Origin of the sequence: Nonomuraea harbinensis (assembly GCF_019396385.1) — a bacterium.
GTDB classification, from domain to species: Bacteria; Actinomycetota; Actinomycetes; order Streptosporangiales; family Streptosporangiaceae; genus Nonomuraea; species Nonomuraea ferruginea.
Genome location: NZ_JAHKRN010000006.1, coordinates 212378 through 225572, shown reverse-complemented (window position 1 = coordinate 225572; position 13195 = coordinate 212378). Strand labels below are relative to the sequence as shown.

The following is a 13195-nucleotide window of genomic DNA, read 5'->3' as shown; positions in this document are numbered from 1 at the left end:
ACTGTCGCCGGCCCCTTCGGAAATCCTTACGGCCTGCCACGGGTTGACCATGACGTGGTGCGCATCGGAGTGCTGGGGCCGCTGGAGGCGTGGTCGGACGCCGGCGCGCCGCTGCGGGTGCCCGATCGCAAGGTACGCGTGCTGCTGGCGGCCCTGGTGGCGCGCGGGGGCGGCCCGGTTCCGGCGGACCGCCTGATCGACGACCTCTGGGGCGACCGGCCGCCGCGCGATCCCGCGGGCACCCTCCAGGCCCGCGTCTCCCAGCTCCGCCGCGCCCTGGGCTCGCCGTCGCTGGTGCGCCACGGCCCTTCCGGGTACCGCCTCGACGGAGTGACGGTGGACGCGGCCCTCTTCCGTACCCTGCTCACCTCTCGCGTCCCCGCCTCTCCTGGGGGAGGGGCGCCGGAGCGCGCTGCGGTCGTCGAGGAGGCCCTCGCGCTGTGGCGCGGGCCCGCGTACGCCGACTTCGCCGACGAGGGCTTCGCCGCTCCGGAGATCGCCCGCCTCGGCGAGCAGCGGTTGACGGCGCTGGAGGAGCTGTCGGAGATCCGGCTGACCCTCGGCGAGCCCGTCGACCTGGGCACGCTGGTGGCGGAGCAGCCGCTGCGCGAGCGCCTCACCGCCCTCCACATGCGGGCCCTGTACCGGGACGGCCGCCAGAGCGAGGCCCTGGCGGCCTTCGCCGCCTTGCGCGCCCGGCTCGCCGAGGAACTGGGCGTCGACCCCGCCCCCGAGGTGAGGGACCTGCACCAGGCCATCCTCCGCCAGGACCCGTCCCTGCCGACCCGCCGCACCACCCCGTCTCATGCCGCCCTGCTCCAACCCGGCTCGTCTCAGGTCGGCGCTTCTCGTCCGGTGGACGGTTCTCCGGGCGCGCGCACCAATCTGCCCGCACCCGTCACTGATCTGATCGGCCGGGACGGTGACGTGGCCGAGGTGCGCGCCCTGCTCGGGGAGAGGCGGCTGGTGACGCTCGCCGGGCCCGGCGGGGTGGGCAAGACCCGGCTGGCCGTGGCGGCGGCGGGCGGGCTGACCTCGCCGGAGGTGTACCCCGGCGGCGTGTGGCTGGTCGAGCTGATCGGCGCGGGGGACGTGGCCGAGGCGATCGCGGGAGCGATCGGGGTGCGGGACGACGCGTCAGGGCCGCTGCTGCCCCGGCTGGCGCGCGTGCTGGCGGCCCGGCGCACGCTGCTGGTCGTCGACAACTGCGAGCACCTGGTCGAGCAGGCGGCCGAGGTGGTCTCCGCGCTGCTCAAGGCCGCGCCCGGACTGGACGTGCTGGTCACCGGGCAGGAGCCGCTCGGCGTCACGGGCGAGCACGTCAGGGTGGTGGCGCCCCTTTCCGGGGACGCGGCGGTGCGCCTGTTCACCGATCGCGCGGGGATCGAGCCCGGTCCGGCCGTGGCCGCCATCTGCGAGCGGCTCGACGGCATCCCGCTGGCGCTGGAGCTGGCGGCCACCCGGGTACGGGCGCTCGGCGTCGAGGCACTGGCCGCCCGGCTCGACGACCGGTTCCGGCTGCTGAACTCCGGCATGCGGGACGCGCCCGCCCGGCAGCGGACGCTCCGGGCGATGATCGACTGGAGCTGGGAGCTGCTGTCCGGGCCCGAGCGGATCGTGCTGCGGCGGCTGGCCGCGCACGCCGACGGGTGCACGCTGGAGGCGGCCGAGGAGGTCTGCGCGGAGCCCGGCGTGGACGTGGTGGACGTGCTGGTACGGCTGGTCCAGCGGTCCCTGGTCACCCCGGGACCGCGTTACCGGCTGCTGGAGTCGGTGTCGGCGTACTGCGTGGAGCGGTTGCGGGAGGCGGGCGAGGACGACCTGATCAGGGAACGGCACGCGCGCCACTACACCCGGCTCGCCGAGCGGGCCGAGCTGCGCGGGCGGCGGCAACGCGAGTGGCTGACCCGGTTGGACCAGGAGAGCGCCAACTTCCGGCGCGCCCTCGCCGGGCCGGACCCGCTGCCACTGGTGAACGCCCTCGCCTGGTACTGGTTCCTGCGGGGCAGGCTGGGCGAGGCCCGCCGCTCCCTGGCGGCGGCCCTCGCCTCCACCGGCCCGGAGGCGGCCGTGGGCAGACAGGAGCGGGCGCGGGCGGCCGTGTGGCTGGCCGGGGTGACCATGGCGACCGGGGAGACCGCGACGCCCGTCCCGTACGAGGATCTGGACCTGGGAGGCCGGGCGCTGGCCGGTTGGTTCCTCAGCCATGTGCGGTGGGCGTACGGGGACCTCGCCGCGCACGAGGAGGCGGCGGGGCGGGCGCTGCGGGCGTACGAGGAACTGGGCGACCGGTGGGGCGTGGCCGCGGTGCTGGCACTCAGGTCCAAGCTGGCCGAGCGGCGCGGTGACCTGCCGAGGATGCGCCGCGACGCCGAGCGCAGCCTGGCGATCTTCCGCGAACTCGGTGACGGGTGGGGGCAGATCGAGGCGATGGACAGCCTCGACCGGCTGGCCGAGAAGCGCGGCGACTACGCCGAGGCCGAGCGGCTGCGGCACGAGGAGCTGAAGCTGGCCGAGGAGCTGGGCTCCGAGGTCTCGTTCAGGCTGTCGGCCGTCGGGCGGATCGCGCTGCTGGCCGGGGACCACGCCCGCGCCGACGACTACCACGAGCGGGCCCGCCGCCTGGCCGTCGAGCAGTCGTACAAGTCGGCGGAGGAGCATGCCGAGCTGGGCCTGGCCATGAGCGCCCGGCGGCAGGGGCGGTACGAGCGTGCCGAGGAACTGCTGGTGCGATGGCTGGGCTGGCTGCGCGAGGTGGGGGGCACGCCGGGCCTGGCGTTCTTCCTGGCGGAGCTCGGCTTCGCCGCAGAGCAGCGGGGCGACGCGGAGACGGCCCTGGCCCTGCACCGGGAGGGGTACGACGCCGCCCTCGGCGAGCCCAGGGCCGAGGCGCTCGCTCTGGAAGGGCTGGCGGGAGCGTACTCGCTGGCGGGCGACCCCGGCCGCGCCGCGACGCTCCTGGGCCGTGCGGCGGCGCTCCGTGAGGCCGTGGGCACCCCGCTCGCCCACGGCGAGCGCCACGACGTCGACCGGATCACCGCCAGAACCCTCGCGGCCCTGGGCGAGGAGCGGTTCCACCAGGCGTACGGGTCAGGCTCCTGACCAGGAGAGCGGGAACTCGGCGGTGACCTGCCAGGCGCCTTCGGGGGTGGGGCCGGCGTGCAGGCGGCCGCCGAGGGCTTCGACGCGTTCGGCCATGCCCACCAGGCCGAAGCCGCCGCCCAGGCGGGCCAGGCGGGGGTTGGCGGCCGAGCCGTGGTTGCGTACGCGCAGCACCACCGCCGTGTCGTGGCGTCGCAGGTCGGCCTCGACCCACGCGGTCTGCTGGGCGTGCTTGCGGATGTTGGTGAGCGCCTCCTGGAGCACCCGGTGCAAGGTGGTGAGGACCTCGGGCGGCAGGGTCCGGTCGTCGATCCCGGAGCCGATCTCGAACGCCACCTTGGGCCCCTCCGCCGAGAACCGCTCGGTGAGCAGCCGCAGGTCCGCCAGTGAGCTGCCGGGCGTGCGGGCCGCCTCCTCGGCGCGGAGCACGGTCACCATCCGGCGCATGGAGGTCAGCGCGTCGCCGCCCGCCGCGGCGATGGCGTCCAGCGCGGGCAGGACCGCCTCCGGCTTGGCCTGGGCGACGGTGCGCGCCGCCTGGGCCTGGACGACGATGCCGGTGATGTGGTGGGCCACCAGGTCGTGCAGTTCCCTGGCCAGCTCCAGCCGTTCGGCGCGCCGTACGGAGTGCACGGCCTCCTTGCGGCGCTCCTGCTGGAAGCGGAGATAGCCGCCGACGCCCGCGATCGTGGACCAGCCGGCGAACAGCACGAACGAGTAGGCCAGCGACTCGCCGGAGGAGGCCCGGCCGATGGACTCGGCCATGAGCACGATCAGCCCGGCGACGGTGAGCATCGCCGCGTCCCTGACCGGCTCGACGTGGCGGAGCACGCCCAGCATCAGGACGAGCAGCGCGCCCGTCTCAGCCGCCCCCGGCACGCCGGAGGTCCCGGTCACCCCCATGAGCACCGACACGGCGAACGACAGGCACAGCATGATCCCGTACGTCTCGACGCGGTGGCGGCGGCGGAGGATCACGGCGGCGATGCCCCCGTTGCCGGCGACGAACACGAGCCACTGCAGGCCGCCGCCGAGGCCGCCGGCGGCGACCGCGAGGTCGGCCATGAGCATCAGGCCCAGCCAGCCGAGCATGGCGATCTCGCTCAGCCGGCGGACCCAGTACACGACGCGTTTGGAGTCCCCCACGCCCTTGAGAGTAAGTCGCAAGTCGGATAAGTCGTATCAGTCATTCGGCTGACCCCCCGCCGCGCGGACCGGCACTTCAGCCGAGGCGCCACAGCCCTCCATTGCCCGATTCTGGATATGTCCGAGAAGGGGGCAAGAAATGGTGACGATCGGCTTCGTTCTGCTGGGTGCCGGGCTCCTCGTCGGGGTGCTGCTGGCGCTGACCGACCCCGTGCTGCTCTCCCGCATCAACGGCGAGCCCGCCGAGGGGGCGAGCGGCCGTTACATCGACCAGGACCGCGTGGTGCCGCTGCCGCGCCGCGAGACCCGCCTGGCGGAGGAGCACACGGCGGCCTGAGAGACGGGCTCGCGCCTTCGCAGGGGCCGCGAGCGTCCATGGCGCCGTCGGGGAACGGCGCCGGGGCCCGGCCCGCGATCCGCAGGGGACCGGATCGCGGGCCGGGTCCGTTACCGTGGCGGTATGACCAATGGTTTCGAAACTTTGGCGATCCACGCAGGTCAGGACCCGGACCCCGTGACCGGCGCGGTGGTGCCGCCCATATACGCCACGTCCACCTACAAGCAGGACGGCGTGGGCGGCCTGCGCAACGGCTACGAATACAGCCGCTCGGCCAACCCCACCAGGACCGCGCTGGAGGAGGCGCTGGCCGCGGTGGAGGGCGGGACGCGCGGGCTGGCGTTCGCCTCCGGCCTGGCCGCCGAGGACGCGCTGCTCCGCGCGGTGTGCAAACCGCAGGACCATGTGATCATCCCGAACGACGCGTACGGCGGCACCTACCGGCTGTTCGCGAAGGTCTACGAGCGCTGGGACCTGCACTTCGACCCGGTGCCGCTCGGCGACCTCGACGCGGTGGCGGCGGCGATGACCCAGAAGACGAAGATCGTCTGGGTGGAGACGCCGACCAACCCGCTGCTCGGCGTCAACGACATCGCGGCGCTGGCCCAGCTCGCCCACGACAACGGCGCGCTGCTGGTCGTCGACAACACCTTCGCCTCGCCGTACCTCCAGCAGCCGCTGGCGCTCGGCGCCGACGTGGTCGTGCACTCCACGACGAAGTACATCGGCGGCCACTCCGACGTGGTCGGCGGCGCGCTGGTGTCCGCCGACCGGGAGCTGGGCGAGGAACTGGCCTACCACCAGAACGCGATGGGCGCGGTGGCCGGGCCGTTCGACGCGTGGCTGACGCTGCGCGGGCTCAAGACGCTCGGCGTGCGCATGGACCGTCACTGCGACAACGCCGAGCGGGTCGTCGACCTGCTGCTGGCGCACCCGAAGGTGACCGAGGTGCTCTACCCCGGGCTCGCCGAGCACCCCGGCCACGAGACCGCGGCCAAGCAGATGCGGCGCTTCGGTGGCATGGTGTCGTTCAGGGTGGCCGGCGGCGCGCAGGAGGCCGTCGACGTGTGCGGTCGCACCGAGCTGTTCACGCTGGGCGAGTCGCTCGGCGGGGTCGAGTCGCTCATCGAGCACCCGGGCAGGATGACGCACGCCTCGGCGGCCGGCTCCCCGCTGGAGGTGCCGGACGACCTGGTGCGCCTGTCGGTGGGCATCGAGACGGTCGACGACCTGCTCGCCGACCTCACCCGGGCCCTCGCCTGATCATTCAGGCACGATCATCAGGACCAGGATCACCAGCCAGATCAGCGCCAGCAGGCCGCCGATCGCGGCGATCCGGCCGTTCTGGACCTGCGCGTCGTCACCGGTGTCCTCGCTGGCGAGGGCCTTCGTGGCGGCGCGCAGGTCGCGGTCGATGAGGAACAGCAGCACGATCCCGACGATGAACAGCGTCATCGAGGCGCTCATGTTCCACCGGCCGAGCACACCGCCGCCCATGACGATGCCGAGGACCAGGCCGAACACGAACACGCCAAGCGACGCGAAACCGTAGATCCGGGTCGTGCGCTCGATGTTGCGCAGCACGGGCACGTTCTTGCCCCTGATGGCACGCGGCGCGGCCATCAGGGCCGCGGTCAGCGGGCCGAGGGTGAAGATCGCGAATCCGACGTGCAGCAGAAGAAACAGGGTCGACATGCGGGAGAGACTAGTCCCCGACGATCTCGAAGGGAGACTCGACACTCTCTTTGCCCCCGGGGGAGCTGCGCATGATCAACTCCATGGCTGTGACGGCGACGACCATCAGCACGATCAAAACAATCATGGCGAACATAGGTGCTCCCTCCTTCCCCGTAAACGAAGCGAATATCGCCCGTAATGACTAGATGCGCGGGCGACGGCATCCGTTCATCGCGGGTAGGGTTATTGACCGCTGCTTTTTCCTTACTCTTAGGGCACAAGGGGGTGCCGTCCGTGGCCATCAGGCATGTCGAGCCGTACTCGGACGAGTGGCTTCACCAGCCGAGCCGCTACGTGAGCCGGGTCGTCGAGGAGCTCGGGGCCGAGGCCGGCGGATGGTGGGAAGGCCCGTGCGAGCCGCGCGAGGCGACGATCCGCCTCGCCGACGGCGCCGCGCTGGTGTGGGACGAGGAGAGCGGGTGGCGGCTGGGCCGTCTCGTCGCGGGCGAGGCCGGCGGCCGCACCGAGCTGACCGGCGTCCGCTATCTCGGCGGTGGGCTGGTGCCCCGGCCGGAGCGGGTGCCGGAGGCGCTCCGCGACGCTCGCGCCGGTCTCGGCTCCAGCACCGCCTGGCGCCCCTGCTACCGCTCCCACCGCAACTGCCGCGACGGCTTCGACGTGGCGCTCGACTACTACACCGCTAGCGCCAGCGCGCCCGGCGCACTCTCAGGAAGTCGCTGACCACATACTCGCCCAGCCGGTCGGCGCTGGGGGAGAAGACGCGTCCGCCGTTGCGGCGGGCCACCTCGTCGACGAAGTCCTTGAGCCGGTCGTCGCCCGCCAGCATGAACACGTTGATCGTGGCCCGGCGGCGGGTCATCTTGTCGACCTCGGCCAGAGTCAGCTCCAGCGTCTCCGGCGACGGCGGCCACTCGAAGGCGGAGTGGCCGTTGCGCAGCAGGTGGGCGGTCGGCTCGCCGTCGGTCACCACGAGCACCACCGGCTCGAAGTCGGGGTGGCGGTCCAGGTGGCGGCCGGCGATCAGCAGCGCGTGGTGCAGGTTCGTGCCCTGGACCATGTCCCAGTCGAGGCCCGCCAGCTCGTCCGGCTGCAGCACCCTCGCGTAGTTGGAGAAGCCGATGATCTGCACGGCGTCCTGCGGGAACTTGGACGACACCAGCGCCTGAAGGGCCAGCGCGGTCTGCTTGGCCGCGGCCCAGGTGCCGCGCAGCGCCATCGAGTACGACAGGTCGACCAGCAGGCAGACGGCCGCGGCGGTGCGCCGCTCGGTCTCGGCCACCTCGAAGTCGTCCACCGACAGCCTGACGGACGGGCCGTCGCCGGTGGTGCGCAGGCCGCCCGCGCGCACGCCGTTGACCAGGGTCCGCACCACGTCGAGCGGCTGCTCGTCGCCGAACCGCCAGGGCCGTGACGAGCCGGTCAGCTCGCCGGCCGAGCCGGCGTCGTGCTGGTCGTGGTCGCCGCGCCGGCCGGCGTCGAGCGAGGAGAACACCCGGCGCAGCGCGGTCTCGCCGAGCCGCCGCACCGCCTTGGGCGTCAGCTCCAGCTTGCCGCGGCGGCGCAGGAGATAGCCCTGCTCCTCCAGCTCGCGTTCGATGCGCTTGAGCGCCTCCAGGTCGTCCACCGCGGAGCGGCCCAGGGCGCGGCGGACCGCGGTCTCGTCGATGTCGTCCAGCCGCGCGCCCGGATAGTCCTGGCGCAGCGCCGACTCCAGGCGGCTCAGGTCGGCCAGCTCCTCCAGGGCGGTGACGGCGTCGCCCATGCCCAGCGGCTCGTCGCCGGTCATCCGCTCGCTGGAGTCCCACGCCAGGTCGGGGCGGCGGGCGTGCAGCGCCTCGCCGAGGCGGCGCATCTGCTCGGACAGGCCGGCCTGGTCGAGGGTCTGGTTGATCAGGTTGCCGAGCTCCTCGCGCTGGCGCGGGGTCATGGAGGCGAGCATGCGCTGGGTGGCCGCGGCGCGGCGGGCCAGGACGTCGACCAGCTCGCCGAGGTCGCGCGGCTTCTCCGGGAACATGTCGCCGTATTTGGCCATGAAGGCGTCGAAGTCCGCCTGGGTGTGCTCGCCCCTGGCGTCCTTGTCCAGCATGTCGTTCAGGTCCGTCATCATCTGCCGGACCCGCTCCATCGCCTCCGGGTCCGGGTTGGCCAGCGCGTCGCGCATCCCGCGGAACTGGCTGTCGAGCACCTCACGCCGCAGCAGGTCGCGCAGCTCCTCGAAGGTCCGCCGGGCCGCCTCCGAGCGCCATTCGTACGAGCTCAGCTGCTGGATGGCGCTGGCCGTGTCCTCCGGCAGCGAGTCGAGCTCGGCCTCGCGCATCCTGGCGTCGTCGGCCGGGTCGGGGAACAGCTCGGCCCGCTCCTGGCCGACGGCCTTGTCGAGCAGCGCCCTGGCCCGTTCGAGCGTGCCGTCGAGCCGGCCGCCCTCGCGCAGCTCGCGCCGCCGCCGCCGCACCTCGCGCAGCATGTCGTCCAGGCCGCGGCGGTCGCGGGCCCCGGGCAGGCCGCGCTTGAGCAGGTCGCGCAGCGCGTGCACCGGGGTCGAGCCGGACAGGATGGCGTCGCCCATCTCGTCCAGCGCCGCCCGCACGTCGTAGGGCGGAGCGAGGGGATCCGGGCCGTCGTGGTACTCGCCGTAGCGGTAGGCCATCACGAACCCACGCTAACCCGAGCCGGGATGCCCGTCATGTCCGGTAGACCGTGACCCCGTCGAGGTCGTCCTTCGACAGCCGGCGCATCAGGTAGAGGCCCTCCAGCGTGAACTCCAGGGCGGCGGCCGCGTGACCGGGCGACTCGTCACCGGCGCCCATGCCCAGCCTGGACATGATCTTGGCCAGCCCCTGGACCGGGCCGATGCGGCGGAGCAGCTCTCCGGCCGGCACCAGCTCACCCGACTCCACCTGGTTGCCCTCGGCGAACTTGTCGGTCAGCGGCGACAGGTCCATGCCCCCCAGCCGGCTCCTGAACGTCTCGGCGACGGCCCGGCGCAGCAGGTGGGCGAGGATCTCGGTCTCCCTGCCCTCCTCGCTGACCTCGAACTCCACCTTGCCGCGCAGGCTGTGGACGCCGGGCCCGAGGTCGCACACCCGCGCCACCGGCTGCTCCTCGCCGGCCAGCGCGGCCCGGCGCACGGCCGAGGCGGCGGCGGTCTCGGCGGCCGCGATCGAGAACCGGGCCGACACGCCCGACCGGGCGTCGACGGCGGTGGACTCGCGCACCAGGCGGGTGAAGCGGGCGATGGCCTCGACGAGGTGCTCGGGGACGTCCGCCCCGATGTCGGGCACGGACTCCTGGCGGATGAGCGTCAGCTCGTCCTCGACCGACGTCGGGTAGTGGGTGCGGATCTCGGCGCCGAAGCGGTCCTTCAGCGGGGTGATGATCCGGCCCCTGTTGGTGTAGTCCTCGGGGTTGGCGCTGGCGATGAGCAGGATGTCGAGCGGCAGCCGCAGGTTGTAGCCGCGGACCTGGATGTCGCGCTCCTCCAGCACGTTGAGCAGCGACACCTGGATGCGCTCGGCCAGGTCGGGCAGCTCGTTGACGGAGAACACGCCGCGGTTGGTGCGCGGCACCAGGCCGTAGTGGACGGTCTCCGGGTCGCCGAGCCGCCGGCCCTCCGCGATCTTGATGGGGTCGATGTCGCCGATCAGGTCGCCGACCGAGGTGTCGGGCGTGGCGAGCTTCTCGCCGTAGCGCTCGTCGCGGTGCTTCCAGGCCACGGGCAGCTCGTCGCCCAGCTCGGCGGCCAGGGCCTGGCAGCGTCCGCAGACCGGCGCGTACGGATGGTCGTTGATCTCGCAGCCCTCGACGACGGGCGTCCACTCGTCGAGGAGGCCGGCGACGGTGCGGATGAGCCGGGTCTTGCCCTGGCCGCGCTCACCGAGCAGGACCAGATCGTGACCGGCGAGCAGCGCCCGTTCGAGATGAGGCAGGACAGTGTCGTCGAAGCCCACGATGCCGGGAAAGCGGGGCTCGCCCGCCCGGAGCTTGGCCAGCAGGTTTTCGCGGACCTCGGCTTTTACGGTGCGATGAACGTGGCCGCTCTCTCGCAACTCGCGCAGAATACGAGGCTGATGCACGGGATCGAGACTACGTCCCCCGGACGCGATGCGGCAGGGAGTTTCGCATCTGGTGGAGATATCAGGATCTCGGCTATTCCGTCACGGTTCGTATGCGTGCTCGGTCCGTTAGTGGGGAGAATCGGGCCTAGGGTACTTGGACCAGCAGAGGGAGGCGAGACGCGTGGCAGTGATGACAAGCCGCTTCGCCGACGGCCTCGCCGTGGACTCCGACCTGGTGGGAGCCGCGGAGAGGGCCGTGAACCAGGCCCTGTCGCGACTCAGCGGCCAGGCTGACCTGGTCTGCTTCTTCGTGTGCGGCGACGACCCCGACGACGTGGCCAGAGCGGGCGAGCGCGCGATGCGGATGGCGCCCGACGCGCACGTGATCGGCTGCAGCGCCACCGGCGTGATCGGCGGCGACACCGGGGTGGAGCTGACGCCCTCCGTGAGCGCCTGGGCGGCCACCCTGGAAGGGGCCGAGCTGACCACGTTCGCGCTGGAGACGCTCACGGCCGAGGACCGGTTCGTGGTGGTCGGGCTGCCCGAGCGCAGCCCCGACGACCACGTGGCGATCCTGCTGGCCGACCCGTACTCGTTCCCGGCCGACGCCTTCGTCGAGCGCTCCATGGACGTGCTCGGCGACCTGCCGCTGGTCGGCGGGCTGGCCAACGGGGTGCAGGGGCGCGGCTCCGTGCGGCTGTTCGCCGACGGCGAGATGTACACCGAGGGCGCCATCGGCGTCCTGATCAGCGGGTCCGTCAACGTGACCACCGTGGTCAGCCAGGGCTGCCGGCCGATCGGGCCCAACATGGTCGTCACCCGCGCCGAGGAGAACCTGCTGCTGGAGCTGGCCGGGCAGCCCGCGCTGTCCCGGCTGGAAGACATCGTCACCGACCTGGACGAGGACGACCGCGAGCTGGTCGCCGCCGGGCTGCAGATCGGGCTCGCCATGGACGAGTACGCCGAGCGCCACGAGCGCGGCGACTTCCTGATCCGCGGCGTGATCGGCATCGACCCGGAGCGCGAGGCGGTGGCCATCGGCGACATCGTGGAGATCGGCCGTACGGTGCGCTTCCAGGTGCGCGACGCGGCCACCGCCGACGAGGACCTGTACGACATGCTCGACGCGCACCGGCAGGAGCTGGGCCGGGTCGACGGGGCGCTGCTGTTCTCGTGCAACGGGCGCGGGTCGGCGATGTTCGGCACCGCCGACCACGACCCGCTGGCGCTGCGCGACACGTTGGGGCCGATCGGCGTGGCGGGCTTCTTCGCGGCCGGCGAGGTGGGGCCGGTGGGCGGGCACAACCACGTGCACGGGTTCACGGCGTCGGTCCTGGTGTTCTCCTCGGCGGGCGGAGAGTGATCCTGGCGGTCGACGTCGGCGGGACCAAGCTGGCGGCCGCCCGGGTGTCCCCCGAGGGCGCGATCGTGGAGATCAGGCGTGCGGCGACCCCGCAGGACGCGGACGCCGAGACGCTCTGGCGGGCCCTGCGCGAGGTGATCGGCCCGCTCTCCGACGGGGTCGCGGGCGTGGGCGTCGGCTGCGGCGGGCCGATGGAGTGGCCGTCCGGCGTGGTCTCACCTCTCAACATCCCCGGCTGGCGGGGCTTCCCGTTGCGTGCCCGGCTCTCCGGGCTGTTCCCCGGGGTTCCGGTACGGGTCCACAACGACGCCATCTGCCTGGCGGTGGCCGAACACTGGCGCGGCGCCGGGCGGGGCGTGGCGGACATGCTGGGCATGGTGGTCTCGACCGGTGTCGGCGGCGGGCTCGTCCTCGGCGGGCGGCTGGTCGACGGCGGCACCGGCAACGCTGGGCACATCGGGCACGTGGTGGTGGAGCCGGACGGCGGGCCGCCGTGCGGCTGCGGCGGCCACGGCTGCCTGGAAGCGGTCGCCCGCGGCCCCGCCCTGACCGCCTGGGCGCTCGGCCGCGGCTGGACCCCGGGCGATCCCGCGGCTCAGGGGGACTACCGGGAGGAGCGGGCCGTCACCGCCCGGATGCTGGCGGCGGACGCGCGGGCGGGTGACGAGGTGGCCGTGGCCGCCATGCGCAGGGCGGGCCGGGCGCTCGGGATCGCCATCGCCTCCGCCACCCACCTGTGCGACCTGGACCTGGTCACCATCGGCGGCGGCCTGTCACAGGCCGGGGAGCCGCTGTTCGGCCCGCTGGAGGAGGCGCTGCGGGAGCACGCCCGGATGGAGTTCGCCCGCCGCCTGCGGGTGGTGCCCGCGTCGCTCGGCCAGGACGCGGGCCTGATCGGCGCCGCCGCCCTGATCCTCGCGAGCGACACGTACTGACCGGTTACCGCTCGCGGCCGTCGTCTGCCACCCTGGTCGGATGCCCGCCGCTCTGCTGATCACCGGGACCGTGGGGGCCGGCAAGACGTCGGTCGCGGACGCGGCCGGTGATCTCCTCGCCGCCGCCGGGATCCCGCACGCGGTCATCGACCTCGACTGGCTCCGCCGGTCCTGGCCCGCCCCGGCGGACGACCCGTTCAATCTCGAACTCACCCTGCGCAACCTGCGCGACGTCGCGCGCAACCACCTGGAGGCCGGAGCGCGACGGCTCGTGCTGGCCGGTGTCGTCGAGTCACGGGACGAGCGCCGGCGCCACCAGGAGGCCGTCGGCGTAAACCTCACGGTGTGCCGGTTGCGGGTCCCGATCCCCGTCGTCCGCCAGCGCCTCGCGCGACGCCACGAGGGTGACGAGGCGGGGTTGCGCTGGCATCTCGACCGCTCCGGCGCGCTCGATGACATCCTCGTGGCGGCCCGGGTCGAGGACGTGGTGGTGGACGCGGGAGAGCGCTCGGTGACCAGCGCGGCCGCGGCCGTCATGAGGGCCGTCGGCTGGTGCTGA

Annotated in this window: 12 protein-coding genes; 7 read left to right on the top strand and 5 right to left on the bottom strand. The window is 73.2% G+C overall.

Annotated elements, in window-relative coordinates; translation table 11 throughout:
- Window positions 1-57: 57 nt before the first annotated feature.
- On the top strand, window positions 58-3102 hold the full coding sequence (locus KME79_RS09205) for an AfsR/SARP family transcriptional regulator (protein ID WP_219544066.1): 3045 nt from the start codon (window positions 58-60) through the stop codon (window positions 3100-3102).
- Here the strand turns inward: KME79_RS09205 and KME79_RS09200 are convergent.
- Window positions 3091-4248, bottom strand: coding sequence for a sensor histidine kinase (locus KME79_RS09200; protein ID WP_219544065.1), 1158 nt, complete (start codon window positions 4246-4248; stop codon window positions 3091-3093). The two genes, KME79_RS09205 and KME79_RS09200, sit on opposite strands and share 12 nt — an antisense overlap.
- A 139-nt stretch (window positions 4249-4387) precedes the next feature.
- Here KME79_RS09200 and KME79_RS09195 point away from each other — a divergent pair, with 139 nt between their 5' ends.
- On the top strand, window positions 4388-4585 hold the full coding sequence (locus KME79_RS09195) for a hypothetical protein (protein ID WP_219544064.1): 198 nt from the start codon (window positions 4388-4390) through the stop codon (window positions 4583-4585).
- A 123-nt stretch (window positions 4586-4708) separates the two neighbouring features.
- Window positions 4709-5848, top strand: coding sequence for a cystathionine gamma-synthase (locus KME79_RS09190; protein WP_219544063.1), 1140 nt, complete (start codon window positions 4709-4711; stop codon window positions 5846-5848).
- On the opposite strand, the gene KME79_RS09185 is transcribed toward KME79_RS09190, so the two are convergent.
- Window positions 5849-6280: a hypothetical protein gene (locus KME79_RS09185; RefSeq protein ID WP_219544062.1), complete on the bottom strand. Its 432-nt coding sequence runs from the start codon at window positions 6278-6280 to the stop codon at window positions 5849-5851. It lies immediately after the preceding gene.
- Window positions 6281-6290: 10 nt separating this feature from the next.
- The gene (locus tag KME79_RS46205; protein WP_281429327.1) at window positions 6291-6416 is read right to left on the bottom strand and encodes a hypothetical protein; all 126 of its coding nucleotides are present in this window, start codon (window positions 6414-6416) and stop codon (window positions 6291-6293) included.
- Window positions 6417-6556: 140 nt separating this feature from the next.
- Between KME79_RS46205 and KME79_RS09180 the strand changes: the two genes are divergently transcribed.
- Window positions 6557-7003 (top strand): DUF6292 family protein, encoded by a 447-nt coding sequence (locus KME79_RS09180; RefSeq protein WP_308248847.1) that lies wholly within the window; start codon window positions 6557-6559, stop codon window positions 7001-7003.
- On the opposite strand, the gene KME79_RS09175 is transcribed toward KME79_RS09180, so the two are convergent.
- Together KME79_RS09175 and KME79_RS09170 are read right to left on the bottom strand one after the other, a co-directional pair.
- A complete protein-coding gene (locus KME79_RS09175) occupies window positions 6963-8930 on the bottom strand; it encodes a vWA domain-containing protein (RefSeq protein WP_219544105.1) in 1968 nt (655 codons plus the stop codon). The two genes, KME79_RS09180 and KME79_RS09175, sit on opposite strands and share 41 nt — an antisense overlap.
- A gap of 34 nt (window positions 8931-8964) precedes the next feature.
- Window positions 8965-10356, bottom strand: a complete 1392-nt coding sequence (locus KME79_RS09170) for a sigma 54-interacting transcriptional regulator (protein WP_219544060.1) — start codon at window positions 10354-10356, stop codon at window positions 8965-8967.
- Window positions 10357-10528: 172 nt separating this feature from the next.
- Here KME79_RS09170 and KME79_RS09165 point away from each other — a divergent pair, with 172 nt between their 5' ends.
- From KME79_RS09165 to KME79_RS09155, 3 genes are read left to right on the top strand one after another with little or no spacing between them, the layout of a single operon-like run.
- Window positions 10529-11701 (top strand): FIST signal transduction protein, encoded by a 1173-nt coding sequence (locus KME79_RS09165; RefSeq protein WP_148034262.1) that lies wholly within the window; start codon window positions 10529-10531, stop codon window positions 11699-11701.
- Complete coding sequence (locus tag KME79_RS09160; protein WP_219544059.1) at window positions 11698-12636, top strand: ROK family protein; 939 nt, start codon at window positions 11698-11700, stop codon at window positions 12634-12636. The genes KME79_RS09165 and KME79_RS09160 overlap by 4 nt, the downstream gene beginning before the upstream one ends.
- 40 nt (window positions 12637-12676) lie before the next feature.
- The gene (locus KME79_RS09155) at window positions 12677-13195 is read left to right on the top strand and encodes an adenylyl-sulfate kinase (RefSeq protein WP_219544058.1); all 519 of its coding nucleotides are present in this window, start codon (window positions 12677-12679) and stop codon (window positions 13193-13195) included.